This is a genomic window from Paenibacillus alginolyticus DSM 5050 = NBRC 15375, from assembly GCF_000422905.1.
GTDB classification, from domain to species: domain Bacteria; phylum Bacillota; class Bacilli; order Paenibacillales; family NBRC-103111; genus Paenibacillus_E; species Paenibacillus_E alginolyticus.
Genome location: NZ_AUGY01000073.1, coordinates 1 through 21,815, shown reverse-complemented (window position 1 = coordinate 21,815; position 21,815 = coordinate 1). Strand labels below are relative to the sequence as shown.

Sequence of the window (21,815 nt, the reverse complement as noted above, 5' to 3'; positions counted from 1 at the left end):
GTCGAATTGTGACATAAAACTATCATATGACATTAGGAGTAGAGTAGCATGAGAAAGATTCAATACACGATAATAGCTCTAATTTTCGTCATATTAGTTTCATCGTCAGAGTTTGTTCTTACTAAGTATAAGGACTCCTTACTCCATGAGCTTGAAATTACGGAGCACACCCAATTATCCTCAAGAGCTTTGGCTTTACAATCCGTTATTGATCGTAATTTTAATATGATGGTAAGCCTGGAAGCTTATGTGAATGCGAATTACTTGCAAAACAAAGATGATAAAGAAGTCATGGAATACATTGCTTCTCTTTATCTTGGTGCTCAGGGATCAACGTTTAATTTAATTATTGCACCTAATGGAGTTATGAAGTTCGTTTATCCGCTGCAGGGCAACGAAAGTATATATAATTGGGATTTGATGAAGGATCCCCGTGCGAATGTTCAAAAGCAAATTTCAAGAGCGTTGCAAACTAAAAAAATGACAATGGACGGCCCATTTCAATTACTGCAAGGCATTAATGGTATAGTCGCTCGAAAGCCAATCTATCAAGATGGCGTTTTTTGGGGCTTCGTATCTGTGGGTGTAAATCTGGATCAACTGCTTGTCGAAGCAGGAATTAAGAATAGAGATACAGAGGATTTACAGATTTCCATCCGAAATCCTGGAGAACCTGCGTTCTATGGTGACGACTCTATTTTTCAAGAAAATCCAATGATAGCTACCATTGAACAAACGGATACCAAATGGGAGCTTGCTGCGCAACCGCAGGCGAGTGCTGTACAGAGTATTAACAGGCAAATCATATTAATACGCATCTCTTTTATGCTTGTACTGCTAATCGGTCTCATTTTTATCCTGTATATTCTTAGACAGCGGGATAAGTTACGCCGAGCCGTAAATGAGCGAACACAAGAGCTGCAGTTTGCAAATGAGGATTTGACTGCTGCGAATGAAGAGCTTTTGGCAGGACAACAGGAACTGCACGATTCAACCAAACGCTTGCTGGAATCCGAACAAATGCTATCCTACATGGCTTATCATGATGTTTTGACGGGAATACATAATCGAGCCCATTTTCAAATGATTTTAAAAGAACAAATTGTTCACAATGAAATTAATCGTACATCTCTTGCTATGCTTTTCTTTGATCTAGATAACTTCAAGATGGTCAATGACTCGCATGGTCATCATATGGGTGATCTGATGCTGCAGGAGGTTGCTAATCGTATTGGGCAATCGAACCTTTCCTACCATACATTTGCTAGATTTGGCGGAGACGAGTTTGCCATTCTGCTAGAAGATTGTCCAAATGAGAAGGAGATTCAGGTCTTCTGTGAACAATTAATAGATATCCTAAAACCGCCTTGTTTGTTATTGAATCGCTCTTTTTTCATTAGTGCCAGTATTGGTATCGTGCAGTATCCTTATGGGGGCGTGACTTGGGAGGCATTGCTTAAGAATGCCGATATTGCCATGTACATAGCCAAAAAAGAGAGCGGCAGCTCATACAGCTTCTTTAATCAGCAGATGGCAATGAATTCATTATCAAAGCTGGAGATGGGAAATCATCTGCGTCAGTCGCTTGACCGGAATGAACTCGAAATTGTGTATCAACCGCAGGTAGATTGTTTATTAGGTAAAATTATTGGCGTTGAAGCACTTTTGCGTTGGAATCATACGACCAAAGGTTATATTTCTCCAGCTGACTTCATTCCACTTGCAGAAGAGATAGGTACCATTGCTAGCATTGGCGAATGGGTGTTGAGAGGTGCTTGCAAGCAGATGAAGGCTTGGCACAGCACGACGGTTGAACCTTTAGCTATTTCTGTCAATCTATCGGTCAAACAGCTGAATGATGAACGTTTTGTTGATAAAGTGAAACGAATTTTAGAGGAAACAGGCTTGGAAGCTAAGTATTTGGAAATGGAAATAACCGAAAATTTCGCCATGCAGGATGAACAGCTGGACGCACTTAGCAAGCTTCGCGGGCTGGGCATTGCGATATCCGTCGACGATTTCGGTACGCATTACTCCTCTCTAAGTTATTTAAAAAGGTTTCCCGTCACTAAGATCAAATTGGATCAATCCTTTGTCCGCGGCGTACAAACGGATGACAAGGACCGTGCGATGATCAAAGCGATTATTTCCGTAGCCAATTCGTTTCAACTGCAAATTATTGCGGAAGGTGTTGAAACGGAAGAACAGGCGGGTTTCTTAGTCGCTAATGGCTGCAGCCAAATTCAAGGCTATTACTTCTACCGGCCTATGACTGCCGAGCAAGTGCTGCCAATGTTGCAGGAATGTTTACAGAATAAGCTTGCCTTTCTTGAATCAAATCCAGCTGGCCATATTCAATAAAGAACAAACAAAAATCTCCTCCGCTGAAGGCAGCGAAGGAGATTTTTTCTGTTTTAGAGTTGAACGATTTGTTTTTGTTTATTTTTGAAATAGACCCAATGTTTGAAGCCGATCTCTTTTAACGTTTTGCGGACTTCTTCCCAATCATCAGCAACACGGCTAGGCAGATGAGCATCAGAGCCGAAGGTCACTTCAACGCCATAATGCAGCGCTTGCTCCAGTATTTCATGAGAAGGGTACCAGCCGCCTACGTCCTTCGTCTTTCCAGAAGTATTGATTTCAATCGCTACACCAGCTTCTCCGATGATCTTCAACGTTTCGTTAACCTTAGGTGTGGAGATATCAGAAAAGGCTGGATAGAAGCCTTTCATGGCATCGATATGGCCAAGAATATGGAACATGCCGGAACGTGCGGATTCCGCAATAAGGTCATAATACTCTTCTTTATGCTGAATTTTCTGCTCTTCATTTAAATGTTTCCACCTGTTGCGATTGAAAATGCTGACCCCGCCAGATAAATGAACAGAACCAATGATGTAATCGAATGGATATTTCGCGTATTCTTGACGGTATACCTCAACGTGCTCAGGGAAATAATCGGACTCAACACCTAGCAGCACATCAATTTTTCCTTCATATTCTTTTTTTAGATGCAGAACTTCCTCGATGTAACGGGGGAATTCGCTCTTAGCCATAGCAATTAAAGGTTGTGCCTGATCTTCTGGACTCGCAAAATAAGGGGAATGGTCCGAAATCCCGATGACTTGCAATCCGCCGGCAATAGCAGCTTCGATATAATCGCGAATTTTATCCTTGGCGTGTCCACATCGGTCATGATGGGTATGTAGGTCGAATTTCATAGAAAATAACCTCCTCAGAGAGCTTTAGCAAAACTGGCATCGTAAGCGGCAAATCTTATTCTGAGCCGAGAAACTGGGTTTCTGGCATTCCTTTTAGATCGCGCAGGAACTGCTGCATCGCGGAATTTAAGTAGCGTCCTGACTTATATACTACACCTACAGGATGCGTAATATCCAATTCGTTCACTTTGACCATTTTCAAGGTGCCATGTCGCAGTTCATCTGCAACTGAAAGCTTGGAGATAATAGCAACTCCGAGATTTAACTCCACCATGCGCTTCACTTCCTCGCTGCTGGAAAGCTCCATCACAATATGTGGGGAGACATCATAGGCCTTGAAGATTTGATCGACGAATCGTCGTCCCGCTGTTTCTGGAGAAAGCATAATGAACGGAATGTTGCGCAGTTTTTCAATGGATAAATGGGCAAATCGGCTAAGTGGATGCTGCGTGGAAACAATCAGCTCGAACGTATCATAATAAAGCACAGAAGTTTCTAAGGCTTGATTTTTTTCAAACAAATACGTAATCCCAATGTCAATTTGACTATTTTCCACGGAAGCCATGATTTGGGAAGAGGTCATCGAGTGAATGGTCGTCTTGATCAGTGGGAATTGGTCTTGGAAATAGGACAGGACCCTAGGCAAAATCTGCATGGCAATCGACGTGGTCGTGCCAATGTGGATGTGACCTTGCGGTGTATGATGTAAGTCGGACAATCGCTGTTTGAGATCACTGGCGATCCGCAGCATTTTTTCTGCATGCTCCAGGAACAGCTTACCACTATCGGTTAAAGTAACAGGTTGATTGCGATCAATGAGAATTGTGCCGAATTCGTCTTCAAGGCTCTTTATTTGTGCGGAAACGGCAGGTTGGGTCAAGTTAAGAATTTCGCCAGCTTTGCGAAAGCTCATTGTTTTGGATATGGTGAGCAATGTTTCTAACTGGTTCATATTCATGAGCATACCTCCTGCTTATCATAGTAAAGATACAAATAAAATTTATCGAAATTGTAAAGGACATAAAAACCTTTTGTAACCCCATTATATGATAGGAATACCTGAATCGGCAACCAGTCAGGATAAAGTTGGACAACCAAGCACATTCTAGCAAGGAAACTCAGACAAATTCAACTGATTTTCGTTGCTAATTACTCAAATTTGATTATAATAATTTATGTATATAATCAAACTATGAAGGAGACTCACCTTATGTCGTTAACCCGTAAGTCAAATACAACGTGGACCGTTGTGGCGTTGATGTTGGGACTCTTACTTGCATCACTGGATCAGACCATTGTATCAACAGCAATGCCGACAATCGTGTCCAAACTAGGCGGTTTCAGTCAATTCGTTTGGGTTTTTTCTGCGTATTTAATTGCGAATGTGGCTGCTATGCCTATTTTCGGTAAACTATCCGATATGTATGGCCGAAAACTATTTTTTATTATCGGTATCATCGTATTTATGATTGGCTCAGCCTTGTGTGGAACGGCAGGATCGATGACCGAGCTCATCATCTACCGCGCCATTCAAGGTATTGGGGGCGGTGCCCTTATGCCGATTACGTTCGCGATCATTTTTGATATTTTCCCGCCAGAGAAACGGGGTAAAATGCAAGGGCTGTTCGGGGCTGTATTCGGACTATCCAGTGTACTGGGGCCGATCATTGGTGCCTATTTTACCGATCATGTGACTTGGGAATGGATTTTCTTTATCAATCTGCCCCTTGGCATTGTATCCTTAATACTAATCATTTTCTCTTATCACGAGTCCGTGGAACACAGTAAAGCGAAAATTGATTGGGGCGGTACTATTTTCCTGACAGCATCGATTATTTCCCTCATGTTCGCATTGGAGCTTGGCGGCAAAGAATATGCTTGGGATTCCTTACAAATCATCGGGTTGTTTGCAGGTTTTGCTGTTCTCTTAGGTACATTTATTATGATTGAGAAATATGCTGCAGAACCGATTATCCCGCTGGATTTGTTCAAAAATCGCCTATTTACCGCCAGCATGGGAGTCAGCTTCGCTTATGGTGCGGTTTTGATCTCAGCCGGTACATACATCCCTTTATTCATTCAAGGTGTATTTGAAGGCTCAGCTACAAGTGCAGGCTCCACTTTAACCCCAATGATGCTTGGTGTTGTTGTCAGCAGTGCGCTCGGCGGGCGCTTCATCGGTAAATTCTCTTATCGCAATGTCATGCTTGTTTCCATAGCCTTGCTGCTGCTGGCAACTTCGCTCTTAGGCGGACTCTCCATCGACTCCAAACGTTGGCTAATAACAACCTATATGATTCTTCTTGGACTGGGGATTGGCGCTTGCTTCCCGATAACATCAATGTCTGCGCTACATAAAATAGATTTTCGCCGCAGAGGCACCGTGACTTCACTTGTTGGTTTCTTCCGTTCCGTAGGTTCGGCAATCGGAGTAGCGGTATTTGGCAGCATTCAAGTTAACTCGCTTAGAGATAACATTACAAAATCCCTTCAGGATCCAGCGATGGCTGAAAAGTTTCATGATGCGCGAATTCTGCTTCAGCCACAGGTCCGTGCAAACATTCCCGCTGAAGTTTTACACAAGCTTTTAACAGCATTGGCGGATTCCATTGCGGTTGTTTTCCAGACGACCATTGTTCTGGCTGTAATCGGTCTTGTGTTCATCTTCTTCATGGGTAACGCTAAGCTTGAAGTAGGAAGTGCTCCAGTCAAAGAAAGCGTACCGGTAGGACACTAGGAGGTTAACATCCATGTCAATGAAGCTCGTCATTCTCGGACTGCTCATGGAAGCCAATCGGCATACCTATGAAATTCGGCAGACGATGAAAGAAAGAGGCATGAACAACTACATGAAGCTGCAAGACGGCTCGCTGTATTATGCGATGGATCAACTCCACAAGGATGGACTCGTAGAAGCACATGAGGTTGTACGGGATACGAACCGTCCGGAGAAAACGATCTATCAGATTACCGCAGCCGGGAAATTAAAATTTCAAGAACTGTTAGTAGAACAATTGCATGAAGAAATCAGGCACTATCATCCGCTTTATGTCGCTCTGCCATTTTCCGTACATGGGGATCAGGCGAAGATTGCCCACATTCTTGAGAATAAGATTTTGGCCCAAAAAATGGTTATGAATAAGATGAAAAGCTTGTATGAAGAACACATCTCCATTGTTCCAAGAGTTGTCCTACAAATGATGGTGGGCACCTACAAGCGTGCATTTAGTGAACTGAAATGGCTGGAGCAGCTGCAGAAGGATGCAAGAGAGGGCCGCTTGCAAGAGAAGAACTCCCCGCCGGAAGTTGACTGGGACCGTATCGAATAGAAGAAAGCCGCAACTGCTCTTGTTGAGTGCAGTTGCGGCTTTTTATTTGAATGAGAGAACAACAACAGTTGCTCTACGAGAATTGGTTAGATGTCGTGCATACAGCGCAATCCCACCACGGTAGCGATATAAAACATCCGTTTAAAGTAGCTGCTTCTCCCGCTCATCGTAATTTAGCTATGAAAAACAGCTTTAACTCGGGTCAAACTCATCCTAGTAGGATGTGAAAGCACGCTATTAGCTGTCCATTCCATTGAACAGCTCGATGAAATGCTGCAAATCATCACAGACCAAGTCCGGCGTCAAGCCCGCCGACGCCAGCTGCTCTTGCACGTTGTCCGCTGTGGCGACACCGGTCAACACGAGCGCCGTGCGGCATCCCGCCAACCTGCCTCCGCGGATGTCGGTATGCACGTTATCGCCGATGACCCAGACATCGGCGGCAGGCAGCCCGAGCCGCTCGATAGCGTAAGCCATGATAATCGGCGAAGGCTTGCCGATCACCACAGGCTCCACGCCCGAGGCGGCGGTGATCGAAGCTGCCAGGGAGCCAGCTCCTGGCATAAGCCCACCATCCGACGGCAGCATGCGGTCGGGGTTGGTTAACACATAGGTCGCGCCATGTTTCAGATGGCGGACCGCTTCGGTCAGCTTCTCGTAGGAGAAGCTGCGGTCAATGCCTTGGACGACGTAATCCGGCGTCGTCCCATCACTTAGGGCGAAGCCGGACGCCTCCAAGGCGATCCGGAGTCCGGCTTCGCCGACCATATGCACGCGGTTGCCTCCGCGCTGCTCGGTCAAGTACTGAGCGGCTGCCTGCGATGACGTATAGACGGCTGCCGCTGGAACCTCGATGCCGAGCTCTTGCAGATGCTCGGCTACCTGCTCCGGCGTGCGAGACGAATTGTTCGTCACGAGTAAATACTTTAACTTGTGCTGGTGCAGCCATTGAATGAATGCCGCCGCATGGGGAATCGGTTCATGTCCCCGATATAGGGTACCGTCTAAATCAATGAGAAAACCTTTCATCTTGCTAACGCTCCCATTCATGTGTTTATTTCGCGGAAGGAAGTGTGATCTCTACCGTCGTTCCTTCTTCTAATTTACTGCGAATTTCCATAAAGCCGCCATGTGCTTCGATAATTCGGTAACAGACCATAAGACCTAGTCCTGTTCCTTTTTCCTTCGTACTATAAAACGGTTCGCCAAGCTTGGGCAGCCGCTCGGGTGCAATACCGCACCCTTGATCGATGAAGCGTATAGTTATGTAGTTTGGGTTATTATCCAGATGAGCTTGGATACGCATTGTACCACCTTGCTGCATAGCTTCCAACGCATTTTTCATAATATTGATGAAAACCTGCTTAAGCTGATGCTCATCACAGGAGACAGGCGGCAGATCTGGCACAAGTTCAGCTTCAATCTGAATATTACCAAGCAGCGCTTGAGGTTGCAGGAGTTCAATTGTGCTTGTGACAATGGAATCCAAGGTTTGAGTTGCGAAATGCGTCGCCTGCGGCTTGGATACAAACAAGAACTCATTTACAATAAATTCAATTCGCTTTAGCTCATTTTGCATAATTTCTATGTAATATTTCTCTTTAGCATTATTTGTCTTAAGCAGCTGCAAAAATCCCTTCAAGGCCGTTAGCGGGTTACGGATTTCATGCGCAACGCCTGCAGCCAACTGTCCGACAGCAGAAAGCTTGTCTGATTTGATTAGCAGTTCTTGCGTCTTTTTCAACTCGGTAATATCTCTGAAAGTAATAACCGTACCTAATAGTTGGCCTTTTCCCTCCAGCATGGGACTAGACATGTACATGACCGGGAACGTGGTTCCATCTTTTCGCCAGAAGATATCCTCTTGCATATCAGAAACTTCATGATTCAGAATCGTACTCAAAATAGGACTTTCCTCAGGTGGATAAAGAGAACCATCACTCTTAACGGGTCGAATGAGATTATGAATTTGGCGGCCAAGCATTTCATCCACTTTCCATCCAGTTATAGCCTCAGCGGCCTTATTCCAGAAAATCGTCCGACCACTCCGATCAATCCCGTAAATCCCTTCCGATACGGAATTGAGGATGAGTTGATTTTGCTTATACAGCTTATCAATGACTTTCTTCTGTTCCTTGACCTCGGTCAAATCTTTAAGAATGGCGAAGACACCAACAATACTACCGTCTACCATGGTCGGGACGAACGTTACATTGGATTGGATAGGGTATCCTTTCTGATGAACAAAAGCAGCCTCGAAATTTTGCGGCATCCCGGCTGAAGCCACTTGGAAATGATGCAACGCTTTGAGCAGATCGGGCGGATTGATCATAGGAATGAAGGAAGTTAACATCGAGGACTCACGAGCAAGTCCAAGAAGACTTTCCAAACCATGATTAGCGGATAATACTTCGCCGTCCAAGCTAAACGAGATAATAGAATCAGGATGATTATCATAAAGAGATTTATACCTCTTTGCGGTTTCGTTATTGGAGGATTCTCGGTTTTTAACTATTTTAATGCCAAATAAAGCTAATCCGAGTATGGACCCAAATAGGATGACATCGATAAATAGACCTATTAGTGGGTTATTTTGCACATAAGAAAGAGGATGAATAAAGTAGAAATTTGTCCAGATCAAAAATATGGCAATAATATGATAAACAAGCGCTAGTTGATATAAACTCCAATTTCGAGTAGTAATTTGCTGTTTAATCATACAGACTTTCAACGCCCCTTTAAGGAATTTTCTCCCATAAGCTTATCAGGATTCGACACGAATATATATAAACTTCCATATACATGGTGCAGTTTCCTTTGTTAATGAACAATTATATCGTTGTTCGACAATATAAGTATGAAGGTAGGATGAGTTTGTGTATCTGAGCAGTAGGAACTATTTTATGGAAAAAGACAGTATACTTGTCCTAGTTTTTTAGGTATAATGTTGAAAAAGGTCGTTTTTCTGTGGAACTTATTCACAAATGAGATCGGAGCGGAGCTATGAAGGCTGAGTACATTAATCCCTTTTTGGAGTCGGCTAGAATTGTCATCGAGCAAGTTGCTAACATTCGCCCAACAACGGGGCAGCTCGGCGTCAAAGACGTCAAATTTGTGGAAAAGTATATCTGGATCCAAATCGGGATGACCGGGCAGATGGAAGGCGATATTGTTTTCGGCTTAGCTGAGGATGTTGCTTTGAAAATGGTTTCTGCCATGATGGGTGGATTTGTTATTACAGAAATGGATGAAATGGGTAAGAGCGCCATCTCTGAGCTGGGGAATATGATTAGTGGGAATGCAAGCACAATGCTCTTCAATCAAGGGGTTAGGGTAGATATTACACCGCCCAAAATTGTTCAATCTGCGACAGCTGCAGGATTTGTGCCGAAGAAAGCATTGACCATACCTTTGATCATGGATAACATTGGCGAACTGGACATTCAAGTATTAATCACGTAAGAGACCTATTACAGATACATATGTTAAAATGAACTGGAGTGCTGCTGAAGCGGTACCTCCATTTTTTTATATATAAATCTACGCAATGAGGAGAAGGTAAGCTTGAACATTTCGAACAAAATCGTCTTGATAACAGGTGCTTCGAGCGGCATTGGGGCCGTTATGGCACAGCAATTCTCAGCCAAAGGAGCCATTCCTATATTAACAGCACGCAGTTCAGCTAAACTTGAAGAAATTGCTTCAGGCTTGCAAGGGCAGCATGCCGTTTACGAGATGGATGTCACGAATACGGAGCAGGTTAATGAAGTTGTGGGACAAATCATAGCCCAATTTGGTCGCATTGATATTTTGATTAATAACGCGGGGTACGGGATTTTTGAGTCGTTTGCGGAGGCGCCGCTTGCTCATTTTGAAGAAATGATGAATGTAAATTATATGGGCCTAGTCCGCTGTACCCAAGCTGTATTGCCCCATATGTTGAAGGCGGGGAGCGGTCATATCGTGAACGTGGCTTCTATGGCGGGTAAGATCGGTTCGGCTAAATCTACAGGTTATTCCGCGACTAAGCATGCAGTGTTGGGCTTTACGAACAGCTTGCGACAGGAGCTAAATAGAACTGGGATCTCAATAACTGCGATAAACCCGGGACCTATCTCCACACCTTTCTTTGACAAAGCAGACCCTAGCGGTAACTATGTTAAAAATGTGGCTTGGTTTATGCTTAAACCGGAGAAAGTCGTCAAAGAACTCCTACATGCGATTGAAAAAAATATTCCTGAGAAAGACCTTCCTTTTGTAGCTGGTATGGGAATCAAATTATTTCATCTATTCCCGCGGATGTTCGACCGCTTGGCATCAGGCATTTTAAATAAAAAATAAGCGGCTCCCAGCTATTGATAGGGATTCCGCTTTTTTTCTTTCATGGATGGACGATTCTAAGTCTGTTCCGGCTTTTTGGCCGCTTGCAAGGCCTGGTTCAATTCTCGAATTTCTTCGAAAATGCGGCGTACTTCGGCTTTGCCTTCTGGATGTGTTTGATTCCAGTGAGAGGTTAGTGCCGGCAGCGACTTATGGACATGATTAAAAAACGCCCAGATCTTAATTTTCTCAAGCATTTCAGGCGAAGTATCGCCTGTGATGAGTTCAGCTGTTTTGAACACTAAGGAATTAAATTCGTTCTCAAAATCTGTATTCATAGTTTCATCCCTTCGGATGGAAAATAGGTGTAGTACGTTTAGTTTATATGATGATATGACAGCTGTCAAAAAGGGGGAAACCATGTCCATAGCACTAGATGATATCCGAGATGGTCAATTACTAGGAAAAGAGCAAATTCGCTGCTTCGTGAAGCATATATCGCTGTATATCCTTACTTATGTTAGTCAAGGCCTAAAAGTGAAAGGCCTATTAGCCGTTCCAGATGGAACAAGTCCACGACCTGCTGTCATATACTGCCGCGGCGGTATTAAACGCGTAGGGATGGTTCGTAAACGAAGAATTATTTCGATGGCTAAACGAGGCTACGTCGTCTTTGCTCCTTATTATCGGGGGAATGAAGGTGGTGAAGGACGTGAGGATTTTGGCGGGGAAGACAGGTTCGATTTGTTTCATGCGATTCCAATGGTGCAATCTTTAGAGGAAGTACTGCTAGGTCCCGTACCACTGATCGGATTTTCCAGAGGTGCTGTTATGGCCATGCGTGCAGCCCGAGAGTGCAGCGGGGTTGGTCCTGTTGTCGTTTGGGGAGGGGTAAGTGACATGTTGGATACCTATGAGCAGCGTGTGGATTTGCGGCGGATGCTCAAACGGGTTGTCGGACATCCGAAGAAACAAGTCGAGGCTTACATCGATCGGTCCCCAGCCTATTGGGCAAATGAAATTGACTCGCCAATCTATATTATTCATGGAACGAAGGATTCACAAGTGGACATCGGACATGCAAGAAAACTGGCTAATTCTTTGGAGCAAGCAGGCAAAGATTATACGATGGCGTTATATGCAGGGCTTGAGCATCGTTTTCCTCGAAAAGAGGATGAAAAGGCTCTGGATGACGTATTTGCATGGCTTGATGAGAAGCTTAAACGAAGTAGGCAGGAAGTCTTTTCCACTTAATTTAATTATTATTATTGTTTACTCCCGTTTTATGACCTAAAATAAGGTAGGAACACACTACGTTGGTTCTACCTGGTAGGCTAGGGGGCGTTTAATTCGAAGTCTCTGAGACTGATATTCAGCAGTGATTTTTATACATTAGATAAAAGCGTGCAGGAGCAGATATACCAGGAGTTCTATCTTCTCGTATATCCCATGATCTACTTCATATTGAGGGATCATGCGGCGGTGGAAGACATTATCCAGGAGTCATTTCTTAGGGCGGTGCGTAAAGCGCCTTTATTGACTGAGATTGATAAATATGAAAGCTGGGTTAAGAAGTTAACTCGGAATGTTACACTCAATCATCTTCGCAAGCACAAGCGCAACCGAGATGAGCTGGAAGCTGAACTCAACCTCTGCATCAAGGAAGCGGCATCCACATCTGAATATCTGGTCCCACTGGACCAAGAAGTAGAGCTGAAGCTAATGCGTGAGGCTATTATCACCTACATCAATCAGCTTAGCCCCTCCTACAGACAAATTATTGCGATGAAATGGATCCATAATTTATCTTACAAAGATATGGCTAATGAGCTTGGTGTAACGGAGGGAGTTGTTCGACAACGCTTGTTCCGGGCACGTGATGTGATTAAGCAGAGACTGCTTGAAGAGTGGGGAACTGGCGGATAAGAGTCCTTAAGGACTCTTATTTCTGCTTTTAATGGTTGTCGATTTGTATCGTTTTACGGCGTGACATATAATAGGGACATTAGATTGGATGAGAAAAGGGGTTTTCGTAAATTGAGTACAAGCTTTGAACAACTGCAGATCGCGCAGTCCTATTTAGATAAATTGCAAGAATTAGGGATGGGTGAGCCAACACCGATTCAAGCGGAAGGTATTCCTGTTTTAAAGCAAGGGAAAGATGCCATCATTCAATCACAAACGGGTACAGGTAAAACATTAGCCTATTTACTCCCAGCATTGGAACGGATCGATCCTGCACAAAAACAACTGCAGGTGCTTGTTGTCGTTCCCACCAGGGAGCTTGGTATGCAAATCATGCAGGAAATTGAGAAGTTCACAGACGGAGGACCGATTCGTTCTCAATCTCTTATCGGTGGAGCGGCCATTGTTCGACAAGTAGAAAAGCTTCGACTACACCCTCATATTGTTGTGGGGACGCCGGGTCGCTTGCTTGAACTTATGAAAATTAAGAAGCTAACGTTGCATCATGTGAAAATGGGTATTGTTGATGAAGTAGATCAAGTGTTTGAGTTAGGTTCCATGCAGGATGTTGAAGCCGTCCTTAAAGGTATGCTTAAGTCCAGTCAGATGGTGTTTGTTTCCGCGACGATCCCGCAAAGCACCGAGCAAGCTGCAGGGAGATGGCTCAAAGATCCTGTGATTATCAAAATCAATCCGAGTCAACGTACAGCTGAAACATTGGAACACATGTATGTGGTGTGTCAGGAGCGGGAAAAGATTGATACTTTAAGAAGACTTGTGCGTCTGATTAAGCCTAAATCAGCTATTGTGTTTATCAACGTTACGGACGATATTGCCCAAGTGGTGGGCAAACTCCAATACGTTGGTTTATCTGTTGAAGCCTTGTACGGAGAAGCTAGCAAACAGGATCGGGCCAGAGTGATGGGGAATTTCCGGGATGGGAAATTTCAATTGCTGCTTGCAACGGACGTTGCTGCAAGAGGACTGGATATTGAAGGCGTGACCCACGTCTTCCACTTGGATCCTGCGACCAACGCGGAGTATTATCTCCACCGCGTAGGCAGGACCGGTCGGATGGGCCGCGAGGGCACGACCATCTCTATCGTGACGCCGAAGGAGCAGTTCATTCTCGAGAAATTCGAGAAGCAGCTCGGCATCACGATCGCGCCGAAGGCGATGTTCGAGGGCCGGCTCGTCGACCCGGCCCAAGACCGCAGTGCGGCGACGATGCGCAGCCGCCGCGAAGCTGCGCGCCCGAGCGGCGCAGCATCTTCGCGCAGCTCCGCCGGCGCGCGGGATGCAGCCGCGCCAGCGGGCGCGGTGCGCACTAGCGCCGCGACGCCAGACGCGCGCGGCCAGAGCAGCGCTGCCCCGGCGAAGCCGGCGGCGCAGGCGAACACGAACACGGCCGCCGGTGGCAAGGCCGTGAGTAAAGCAGAGCGCGAGCGAGATCGCAAGAGCAAGGGCGCTCCTCGCTGGCTCAAAGAAAAGCAGCAGAACAAAGAGTAGCCCTATCTACGAGGGCAACAACAAATTGTATCTGCGGGGTGTGAAACGTGCTGAAAAAATTTTTCATTTTCGCCATCGTTGTGGTCATCATCCTTACGGCGCTACTTGCGATCGCCGTTCGGCATGTTAGACCAACCGAAGCTTTAAACCTAGATTACAAAGAAATCACGATCGGCAGTAAGATTGCGGACATTGTCAAGAACCGGAAGCTTGAAGTACGGCTTACCGAAGAAGACCTTAATGAGGTGTTAAAGAAGCAGCTAGCTGCCCATCAGGTTCTGCCTAACGATTTTCGAATTGAAGGGGCGAAGCTTACACTTCAAGGTTCAAACCTTGTCGCTGACGTCAATGTGAGGTGGCGGGAGAAGATACCCATCGGTGCCCAAATGATGTTCACCCTTGCTTGGAACCCGCCGAATTTAGTCATTCAACATAGAAATACGAGTGTTAAAGGCATGCAAGTACCAAGCGAATGGGTTCAACTTGCGCCTATTGAACTTCCTATTGAAGATCATTTGCCAAAACTAATTGGTGTAAGGAACGTATTATTCGAGGAAAAAGCCATGATCATCCAATTAAAGCCGCTGCGATAACATAGAAAAAGCTGAATCCATGAAGGATTTCAGCTTTTTTTTACTTTATACAGACTGTGAGGTCTGAACGTGCCATCTCCGAGAATATAAAATGATACCTAATACGACACACATGCCAATTAATACAAACCAAATGGACACGCCAACATCAAAGCGGTCCATCCCCCAACCGACACCTAGGGGAAGAATAGAGCCTCCTAAGCCACCTGCTGCGATTAGTGTACTCGTCGTTTGCTCCGTACGGCCTGGAAGCAGTTGATTGGCATAAATGAGAGCTACTGCGAACATACCGGACATGAATAATCCAAGTAATAGTACAACGGCGAAGCTGCTCCATAGATTCGTGCTAAACACCCAGATAAGTACGGTGAGCAGACTGCCTGCAAAAGAGACCGCCAAATAACGGAAATAAGTCATTTTCTCGGCAACAACACCTGCGAATAGCCGGCCTACAACCATAGCTAACCAATAGGCTGTTACGGCAAGTGATGAAACGGAGCTGGAAGCATGTAATTGATCGGTAAAGATCGACGGCAAGAAATTAACGATGGTATTTTCCATTCCTACATATAAGAAGAAAACAATCATGAGTAAACAAAGAAACGTCAAGGAACTCTTAGTAAGTACAGGGAGTTTCTCTGTCTGCTGCGAGCGATCCGCTTTATGAGCCAATAGCTCATCATGCTCGCCTAAGGAAAGCTTCGACCAGACGATACATGCAATGAGTGCGCTTAATCCCAATAGCATAAATCCGTATTTCCATAAACCATTGGCAATCAGGATGCTTGACACTATGGGCATAAATAATGCCCCAAGTCCGAAGAAAACCTCTAGCTTGCTGAAGGCAATCGCTTGTTGATCTTTGGCTGCAATTAATACGAAGGTGCTGATGCTGGACTCAACGAGTCCGAAAGCAACCCCGGCGATGAAGGACAGACAAACCGCGATCGGCCAAGGAGGCAGGAGAACGATGGCGAGCATTGCGAAGAAGAGAAGAGCAAAAGCGGTCGTAATGGTACTTCTGCGACTGATCCGACGAATCAGAGCTGGCATACAGAGCACACCCAGAAGGAAGCCTCCAAATTCCATGAATACGAGTAGTCCCCCGTCGCTGTAACTTCTTCCGTAATGAGCGAGTAATTCGGGCAATACAGCTCCGAAAATAACGTGGGTGCAGCCGGTCAATAAGTAAGACAAGCAGGCCATCGTAAGTAGTCTTTTCATAAGGCCGTGCTTCCTTTTTGCTCTAAAGCAAATTTCTCGTTATAGGCAAATACATGACCAATGGCTTCGGCCACAGAATCTACGTGGTAAATGGCTTTTTGTTTGACCTCGGGATGAGCCCCTTTCATAGCAAAACTATGAGGAGTGATGCCGAACATGGAAACATCGTTGAAAGAGTCCCCGAAACAGGCCACCTCTTCTGGCTTCAAGCCCAATTTCTCCATAAGAACAAGCAAAGAGCTGCCCTTTGAAACAGAGCGAGGCATAATATCAAGACAATCTTTATCAGAAATGAACAACTCCAGCTGATCCCCAAGCTTTTCCTCCAATAGAGCCTTAAGCTTTAAGAGTGTTTCTATTTCTCCAAACATCGAGAACTTACAAACAGCAAAGTCCCCTTCCAAAGACTGCTCCATATCTTCTTTTATAATAAAAGGCTGGAAGGTTCGGGATTGCACTTCATCGGATGCAGGAGTCAAATGCGTGATATAATTCGCTTCGCCCGAGCAAACGAGCTTGACGAGATCAAATCCTTTAAGCAACTGGTACAATTGATAAGCCAATTTAGGTTGAAAATGCTGTGATTTCATGAACGTACCGTCCTCCAAATGGATGAACGCGCCATTCTGTGATACGGAGTAGGCACGATGGCCGATCTCCTCTAAAACCATCTGCATTTCAATGTTCATTCTTCCCGATGCCAAACAAAGCATCATACCGGCTTCTTTGACTTTCTTTAAGGCAGCCAATTCTCGTGAACTGACTTTTTTACTATGATCAAGTAATGTTCCATCCAAATCACTTACGATAAGTTTAATCATCTTGGTCTTCTCCTCCTGCTAATACGATTTCCACATCACATGCAAGTAATTTCTCTTTCATCTCAGGGCTTAATGCCTGATCCGTTACGAGGATGTCGATACGCTCGAACCCTACTACGCGATGGAATAATCGCTTTCCGAATTTGGAATGATCCGCAAGTACAATAACTTGGTCCGCATGCTGCATCATGGCTCTCACCAAATAACAATCCTCTTCGTTTGGAGCTGACAGCCCTTCTTCTGTAATTCCGCAAGTTCCGATGAGCAGCTTATCAACATGATAGTCATTTAACATCTCGATCGCTTTCGCTCCGTATACACTATGGTGCTTGTTATCCAGTACACCGCCAAGAATATGGATCGTTGTTTCATCTTTACGAGTTAGAATAGCAGCAATTTCAATTGAACTTGTCACGACGATATTCTGTTTGGAGCTAAGTAGGGTGGCTGCATGAAGGACTGTGGTCGAGGCATCCATCATGATATAATCGCCATCTTGAACGAGTGCCGCAGCTGTCTTGCCAATCGTTAGCTTCGAAGAAGACTCTGCTTGCAGCCTTTGATCATAATCGCCAACTTCTTTGGAAAGGGTGGGTAGGATGGCACCGCCGCGCGTTCGAACGATAGTCCCTTGCTCTTCGAGCTTAACCATGTCACGTCTAGCAGTATCCCGTGAAACATCGTAGAGCTCACAAATTAGGTCAACGGTAATTCGCTTATTTGATTTTAAGTATTCGACGATTGAAATAAGTCTTTCTTCTTGGAACAAGTGTTTTCACCCCTTTTGTATAAGTGATTATAAGTGATTATAAGTATATGACTTATTATAATGCGGAATATGCATTCTTTTCAACTATTTTGTTTTAGTAAAATTTAACGCTATTCTGCATAAAAAAACCGCGTATTCGCTCAAGGAGCGAATGCACGGTTTTCTGACCACATAAGAAAGAATAAGTTTTCGGTTCACGAAAACCGCTTTCTTATTGGCGATAAAACTTACCTCTAAACGCGGTCGCTCATCTTTGAATGGCCTCGATAGAGGTTTTCTCATCATTTAACTGTTATTTAACAGCAGGTTTTTTTCTGGTTTTAATATAACTAGGATACGTAATTTCTCCAGAGTCTAGCTTTCTAATTTCTTCCTCGTTCCAACCGATAATTTTATTCGTACCTACTACACCAGTAAGTTTGATTTGATAGTGAAGAGCTAAGTACTGCTGGAGTTTGGCCATTTCATCGGGAGTGATTTCCCTGAGCTTTTGCTTGCCATGCAGTTGACCTAATATAACTCCGATGGACTCTGCGGCAAGACTCGTGTTCGGTTGAATTCTTGTGCTTCCATAGGCGATAGCCGATGAACCTACATTTTTTCCTGCCGCGATGACATTATCATAATTTTTTAGCAAAAAGCTGCGCAGCGGCATGCCGTATTTATCCGGACGCCCCATTTCAATCCCCCACTTGTTAGCACTTGTGCCCTGTAAATCAAGCGGATACCCGCCAATACTGACATTATCCCAGAACATCGTGCCTGAAAGGAGATCAGATGGTTTTAAAACATAGTCCATTTCATAATGATTATATTCTCGGACATAGGGATACGTAGGTAGTTCGCCTAATTCAGCATGTTCCCAACCCGGTAACGTTTTACGGAAGTGATTGAGAATCAAAGGTGTTTCTTTATTACCCAGGCTAACAGCCTCTAGGATGGATTCAGGTTTAGAAGGATCCACGGTATAAACAAGAAGGGCGTTAATTAGTACTTCCCCATCCCGTTGATTTACCGCATTCAATCCTCTTAGGAAGACTCGATCATTGGTAGGATGATAGGCCTTAGTCATTCCGCTTAGCCCAATAGCAAAGCTATCACTTACATAACCGCCACCGAATTGCTTCGATTTCTCTTCCGGCTTTAATAAATTAAATGCGGTATTAAACTTTTTCCAGTCGACATTTTTGAACTTCATCATCATACCGGCACTCATATACTCGATCTCTTTTTGACCATAGAACTTTTCGAGACCTGGCAAACGCTTGGCATCCAATCGACTGATTAACGCCGCGTAATCACTGTTGTCGACCCAATAGGAGGCTGTAATTTTCTTTTTTTCATTCTGCTCCGTACTGTAAACGATAGAAGAGATTTTGTTCATATGATCAGGTGTATTCGTTTGTTCAATCTCATTAATGACAATGCCAGATTCCAAAGGAATGTCTTTCATTAATTTATTCATATATGTAGTGAATTCAGGAAGCTTACGAATTTTGGCATTTCGGAAACCGTCGAATAATTCTTTGACACGACCCTGTACAAGTAAATGTCCTTGATCGTCGCGAGTTTCATCGAGAAATAGCATTTGACTTTGGAGAATCTGACCTCCAAAAGCTTTATGAGGATCCAGTATTTTAACCTTCAAGCCTTCATCTGCTGCAGCTCTGGCTAGGTAAAGACCTTCGAGCTCACTGCCGATCACAACGACATCGATGTGTTCAGTAGGATACGTAGTAACACTCTCATTATTTGTTGCGACAACAGGTGCTGTGGGGACAGCGCTAACGACTGGTGAGTTTGGATGCATGATGGTTGGCCCAGAAACAGCTTCTGGTTCCTTATTCCCTTGCTTAGGCCAAACCTTGTTATACGAAAATGCGAAGAAAACAATAAGCAGAACGGCTAGAGCAATAATAAGTTGAACTCGCGGATTCCGTAAACGCATGTATAAACTCCTTTAATGATAGTCTGATATGGTTTAAGTTTAGCAGTTTCATAGCGGATTTAACAGACCCAGAAATAGGTTGATATAAAAGATTTCATGTCCACCCCCCAAAAGATAATCGGATGGGCGAATTCTTGTAGCATAACCAGGAACCCTTCGCGAAGGCTCCACACAACTTAATAAAACCAACTATATGAATAAGGGAGAGGGAACTTGAATATGAAAAAGAATCTAATGAAGAAATTTGTAGCAACTGGTCTTGTATTTACAATGGTAATGGGTGGCGCTTCCGCAGCATTTGCCAAAGGTAATGACCATGATGATCGCGGTAATGGCAACAAGAATCAATATAATCAAAACATTAATGTAAAAGGCAATATTCAAATTCGCATTAATTTTAATGATCTCAAAGGTGCTCAATGGGCAATGCGTTACATAGCAAGTCTTGCTTCTAAGCAAGTATTCGAAGGTTATGAAGATGGTACGTTCAAGCCTGACAACTCTGTTACCCGCATTGAGGCGATTACGGCAGCAGTTCGATTGATGGGATTGCGTGATAAAGCTGAATCAACTGCTGCAATGCAAACGAAATTAAATTTCAAAGATGCAGACAAAATTCCTTCATGGGCTGTAGGGTATGTAGCTGTAGCACTTGAGAACGATTTGTTCACGGAAAACGATGATTCTGTTAAACCGCAAGAAGAAGCAAACCGCTTGTGGGCTACTACGTTGTTGGTTAAAGCTTTGAAATTGGAAGCAGAAGCTAAAACGAAAATGAACACAACACTAACGTTTAAAGATGCGAACAAAATCCCAGCAGGTTCTGTAGGATATATCGAAGAAGCGATTGAAAAGAAATTGGTTGATGGCTTCGAGGACAACACATTTAGACCTGGGCAAAATGTAACACGTGCTCAATTGGCAGCATTATTGGATCGTACAAGCAGCCAACTCCCAGATGAGCAAAATGCAATCGCAGGTTCTGTGAGCGGAGCCGTTTACAACAACGTGCTGCCAGTTACTAAAGCAGGTGTTACTACGCAATACGTTCTACATCCAGATGCTTTCATTTTGCGCAATGGTGTGAAAGTGCCAGCTTCTGCTCTACAAGTTGGCGATGAAGTAAAAGTTCGTTCTTTCAATAACCAGGTCGTCTTCGTTGAAGTGACGAAATTGGCTGATGTTAACCAATCCTTCGATGTTTTGGGTACGTTGAATGCGACTACTCTTAATGCTCAAGGTAAGATTGCAACAATCTCCATTACTCAAAACATTAACGGCGTCAACCAGACTACGATTTATAATGTAGCTGCTGATGTTGCTTTGACTGGTAACTTAGGTGCATTCACACAAGGTCATCTGATCCAGCTTAAAGGACAGAACCAAGTAGTTACTTCTATTGATGTGAAATAATAAAAGCACCATTCGAATGATATAGAAAAGGTTAGATACATGCAGTTGGCTCCTTGCTTATTTATAGCAGGGGGCTTTCTGTGCTTTTTAGTTGTATAATCTTGCTTTTAATGTGGAAAACTGTCCTTTATCTTGCATTGCGGAGAGACTTTGAGCTACGGCTCAAAGATCCCTATATTAGGAGTGGACTAATAATGAACGAATCTTTAATGGATACATTCAAAAGGTATTATGCCGATTACCGAGGCGCTGCATCCGTTGACCAAAGCTTTTCCGATGCATATCAAGCCATTGCTTATCATGTTATTGAGCAGACAGAGCAATTCGCACAGGAGGGTAACCTTTCTGATGTTCAAAACTTGATCCGCGAATTCAAAGAGATTGGCTTGGTCGTAGGGCCTAGCAATGATTCACTCAAGGAACGTTTTGAACAGGAACTTGTAGAGCAAGTGCTTAATCGCGAACCTTGATAAAAAAAATGTCGAATAGGTGTTGAATTATCCAAGTTACCATGATATATTATTGATCCGGCTAAAACGAGCTGAAATTTTTATCGAAAAAAGTAAAAATAAAGCTTGCATTTAGTTGGGCTATTATGCTATATTATAAATCCGGTCGCGAGAGCAGAACGGAAAAACGAAAGAAATTGATCTTTGAAAACTGAACAACGAGTGAGTAAGCACGAACGAGAAATCGTTCAAAA

Annotated in this window: 20 protein-coding genes; 11 read left to right on the top strand and 9 right to left on the bottom strand. The window is 44.1% G+C overall.

The annotated features are described in order from the left end of the window. Window positions 1–48 precede the first annotated feature (48 nt). Window positions 49–2,361: a bifunctional diguanylate cyclase/phosphodiesterase gene (locus G519_RS47860; RefSeq protein WP_051253728.1), complete on the top strand. Its 2,313-nt coding sequence runs from the start codon at window positions 49–51 to the stop codon at window positions 2,359–2,361. Between the two features lie 53 nt (window positions 2,362–2,414). Here the strand turns inward: G519_RS47860 and G519_RS0127350 are convergent, their stop codons facing one another. Together G519_RS0127350 and G519_RS0127345 are read right to left on the bottom strand one after the other, a co-directional pair. Then, window positions 2,415–3,221 (bottom strand): histidinol-phosphatase, encoded by an 807-nt coding sequence (locus tag G519_RS0127350; protein ID WP_029197407.1) that lies wholly within the window; start codon window positions 3,219–3,221, stop codon window positions 2,415–2,417. Between the two features lie 55 nt (window positions 3,222–3,276). Beyond that, complete coding sequence (locus G519_RS0127345; RefSeq protein WP_029197406.1) at window positions 3,277–4,179, bottom strand: LysR family transcriptional regulator; 903 nt, start codon at window positions 4,177–4,179, stop codon at window positions 3,277–3,279. A gap of 252 nt (window positions 4,180–4,431) precedes the next feature. Here G519_RS0127345 and G519_RS0127340 point away from each other — a divergent pair, with 252 nt between their 5' ends. Both G519_RS0127340 and G519_RS0127335 read left to right on the top strand, forming a co-directional pair. Further along, window positions 4,432–5,958 (top strand): MDR family MFS transporter, encoded by a 1,527-nt coding sequence (locus tag G519_RS0127340; protein WP_029197405.1) that lies wholly within the window; start codon window positions 4,432–4,434, stop codon window positions 5,956–5,958. Window positions 5,959–5,971: 13 nt separating this feature from the next. Next, a complete protein-coding gene (locus G519_RS0127335) occupies window positions 5,972–6,550 on the top strand; it encodes a PadR family transcriptional regulator (RefSeq protein WP_029197404.1) in 579 nt (192 codons plus the stop codon). 237 nt (window positions 6,551–6,787) lie between these two features. Here G519_RS0127335 and G519_RS0127330 read toward each other — a convergent pair whose 3' ends face one another. Together G519_RS0127330 and G519_RS44765 are read right to left on the bottom strand one after the other, a co-directional pair. Then, on the bottom strand, window positions 6,788–7,579 hold the full coding sequence (locus G519_RS0127330) for a TIGR01457 family HAD-type hydrolase (RefSeq protein WP_036633899.1): 792 nt from the start codon (window positions 7,577–7,579) through the stop codon (window positions 6,788–6,790). Window positions 7,580–7,604: 25 nt separating this feature from the next. Continuing rightward, on the bottom strand, window positions 7,605–9,269 hold the full coding sequence (locus G519_RS44765; protein ID WP_051253727.1) for a PAS domain-containing sensor histidine kinase: 1,665 nt from the start codon (window positions 9,267–9,269) through the stop codon (window positions 7,605–7,607). Window positions 9,270–9,553: 284 nt separating this feature from the next. On the opposite strand from G519_RS44765, the gene G519_RS0127320 reads away from it, so the two are divergent. Together G519_RS0127320 and G519_RS0127315 are read left to right on the top strand one after the other, a co-directional pair. Then, window positions 9,554–10,012, top strand: a complete 459-nt coding sequence (locus tag G519_RS0127320; protein ID WP_029197402.1) for a chemotaxis protein CheX — start codon at window positions 9,554–9,556, stop codon at window positions 10,010–10,012. Between the two features lie 102 nt (window positions 10,013–10,114). After that, window positions 10,115–10,891, top strand: a complete 777-nt coding sequence (locus G519_RS0127315; RefSeq protein ID WP_029197401.1) for an SDR family NAD(P)-dependent oxidoreductase — start codon at window positions 10,115–10,117, stop codon at window positions 10,889–10,891. Window positions 10,892–10,947: 56 nt separating this feature from the next. Here the strand turns inward: G519_RS0127315 and G519_RS0127310 are convergent, their stop codons facing one another. After that, window positions 10,948–11,208 (bottom strand): DUF2573 family protein, encoded by a 261-nt coding sequence (locus tag G519_RS0127310; protein ID WP_029197400.1) that lies wholly within the window; start codon window positions 11,206–11,208, stop codon window positions 10,948–10,950. Between the two features lie 82 nt (window positions 11,209–11,290). Between G519_RS0127310 and G519_RS0127305 the strand changes: the two genes are divergently transcribed. The 4 genes from G519_RS0127305 to G519_RS0127290 all read left to right on the top strand — a co-directional run bounded on the left by G519_RS0127305 (window position 11,291) and on the right by G519_RS0127290 (window position 14,937). Beyond that, entirely contained in the window at window positions 11,291–12,124 is an 834-nt protein-coding gene (locus G519_RS0127305) for an alpha/beta hydrolase family protein (RefSeq protein WP_127528074.1), read from the top strand. A 150-nt stretch (window positions 12,125–12,274) separates the two neighbouring features. Further along, window positions 12,275–12,796, top strand: a complete 522-nt coding sequence (locus tag G519_RS0127300; RefSeq protein ID WP_268616485.1) for an RNA polymerase sigma factor — start codon at window positions 12,275–12,277, stop codon at window positions 12,794–12,796. A gap of 111 nt (window positions 12,797–12,907) precedes the next feature. Further along, window positions 12,908–14,344 (top strand): DEAD/DEAH box helicase, encoded by a 1,437-nt coding sequence (locus G519_RS0127295; RefSeq protein WP_029197397.1) that lies wholly within the window; start codon window positions 12,908–12,910, stop codon window positions 14,342–14,344. Between the two features lie 47 nt (window positions 14,345–14,391). Continuing rightward, window positions 14,392–14,937: a hypothetical protein gene (locus G519_RS0127290; protein WP_029197396.1), complete on the top strand. Its 546-nt coding sequence runs from the start codon at window positions 14,392–14,394 to the stop codon at window positions 14,935–14,937. 45 nt (window positions 14,938–14,982) lie between these two features. Here the strand turns inward: G519_RS0127290 and G519_RS44760 are convergent, their stop codons facing one another. The 4 genes from G519_RS44760 to G519_RS0127270 form a co-directional block, all read right to left on the bottom strand. Continuing rightward, window positions 14,983–16,161 (bottom strand): MFS transporter, encoded by a 1,179-nt coding sequence (locus G519_RS44760; RefSeq protein WP_051253726.1) that lies wholly within the window; start codon window positions 16,159–16,161, stop codon window positions 14,983–14,985. Further along, window positions 16,158–16,982, bottom strand: a complete 825-nt coding sequence (locus G519_RS0127280) for a Cof-type HAD-IIB family hydrolase (RefSeq protein ID WP_029197395.1) — start codon at window positions 16,980–16,982, stop codon at window positions 16,158–16,160. Before G519_RS0127280 ends, G519_RS44760 begins: the two co-directional genes overlap by 4 nt. Next, a complete protein-coding gene (locus tag G519_RS0127275) occupies window positions 16,975–17,751 on the bottom strand; it encodes a DeoR/GlpR family DNA-binding transcription regulator (RefSeq protein WP_029197394.1) in 777 nt (258 codons plus the stop codon). Before G519_RS0127275 ends, G519_RS0127280 begins: the two co-directional genes overlap by 8 nt. A 292-nt stretch (window positions 17,752–18,043) precedes the next feature. Beyond that, a complete protein-coding gene (locus G519_RS0127270; RefSeq protein ID WP_029197393.1) occupies window positions 18,044–19,699 on the bottom strand; it encodes an FAD-dependent oxidoreductase in 1,656 nt (551 codons plus the stop codon). A gap of 219 nt (window positions 19,700–19,918) precedes the next feature. Between G519_RS0127270 and G519_RS0127265 the strand changes: the two genes are divergently transcribed. Together G519_RS0127265 and G519_RS0127260 are read left to right on the top strand one after the other, a co-directional pair. After that, the gene (locus G519_RS0127265; RefSeq protein ID WP_029197392.1) at window positions 19,919–21,112 is read left to right on the top strand and encodes an S-layer homology domain-containing protein; all 1,194 of its coding nucleotides are present in this window, start codon (window positions 19,919–19,921) and stop codon (window positions 21,110–21,112) included. A gap of 194 nt (window positions 21,113–21,306) precedes the next feature. Then, a complete protein-coding gene (locus G519_RS0127260) occupies window positions 21,307–21,582 on the top strand; it encodes a hypothetical protein (RefSeq protein WP_029197391.1) in 276 nt (91 codons plus the stop codon). Window positions 21,583–21,815: the final 233 nt, after the last annotated feature.

Bases quoted from the DNA above. Each gene is read 5' to 3' on its own strand.
- G519_RS0127320 (WP_029197402.1), top strand. From the start codon at position 9,554: ATGAAGGCTGAGTACATTAATCCCTTTTTGGAGTCGGCTAGAATTGTC.
- G519_RS0127310 (WP_029197400.1), bottom strand. From the start codon at position 11,208: ATGAATACAGATTTTGAGAACGAATTTAATTCCTTAGTGTTCAAAACA.
- G519_RS0127350 (WP_029197407.1), bottom strand. From the start codon at position 3,221: ATGAAATTCGACCTACATACCCATCATGACCGATGTGGACACGCCAAG.
- G519_RS0127305 (WP_127528074.1), top strand. From the start codon at position 11,291: ATGTCCATAGCACTAGATGATATCCGAGATGGTCAATTACTAGGAAAA.
- G519_RS0127280 (WP_029197395.1), bottom strand. From the start codon at position 16,982: ATGATTAAACTTATCGTAAGTGATTTGGATGGAACATTACTTGATCAT.
- G519_RS47860 (WP_051253728.1), top strand. From the start codon at position 49: ATGAGAAAGATTCAATACACGATAATAGCTCTAATTTTCGTCATATTA.
- G519_RS0127345 (WP_029197406.1), bottom strand. From the start codon at position 4,179: ATGAATATGAACCAGTTAGAAACATTGCTCACCATATCCAAAACAATG.
- G519_RS0127270 (WP_029197393.1), bottom strand. From the start codon at position 19,699: ATGCGTTTACGGAATCCGCGAGTTCAACTTATTATTGCTCTAGCCGTT.
- G519_RS0127335 (WP_029197404.1), top strand. From the start codon at position 5,972: ATGTCAATGAAGCTCGTCATTCTCGGACTGCTCATGGAAGCCAATCGG.
- G519_RS0127340 (WP_029197405.1), top strand. From the start codon at position 4,432: ATGTCGTTAACCCGTAAGTCAAATACAACGTGGACCGTTGTGGCGTTG.
- G519_RS44760 (WP_051253726.1), bottom strand. From the start codon at position 16,161: ATGAAAAGACTACTTACGATGGCCTGCTTGTCTTACTTATTGACCGGC.
- G519_RS0127260 (WP_029197391.1), top strand. From the start codon at position 21,307: ATGAACGAATCTTTAATGGATACATTCAAAAGGTATTATGCCGATTAC.
- G519_RS44765 (WP_051253727.1), bottom strand. From the start codon at position 9,269: ATGATTAAACAGCAAATTACTACTCGAAATTGGAGTTTATATCAACTA.
- G519_RS0127265 (WP_029197392.1), top strand. From the start codon at position 19,919: ATGAAAAAGAATCTAATGAAGAAATTTGTAGCAACTGGTCTTGTATTT.
- G519_RS0127330 (WP_036633899.1), bottom strand. From the start codon at position 7,579: ATGAAAGGTTTTCTCATTGATTTAGACGGTACCCTATATCGGGGACAT.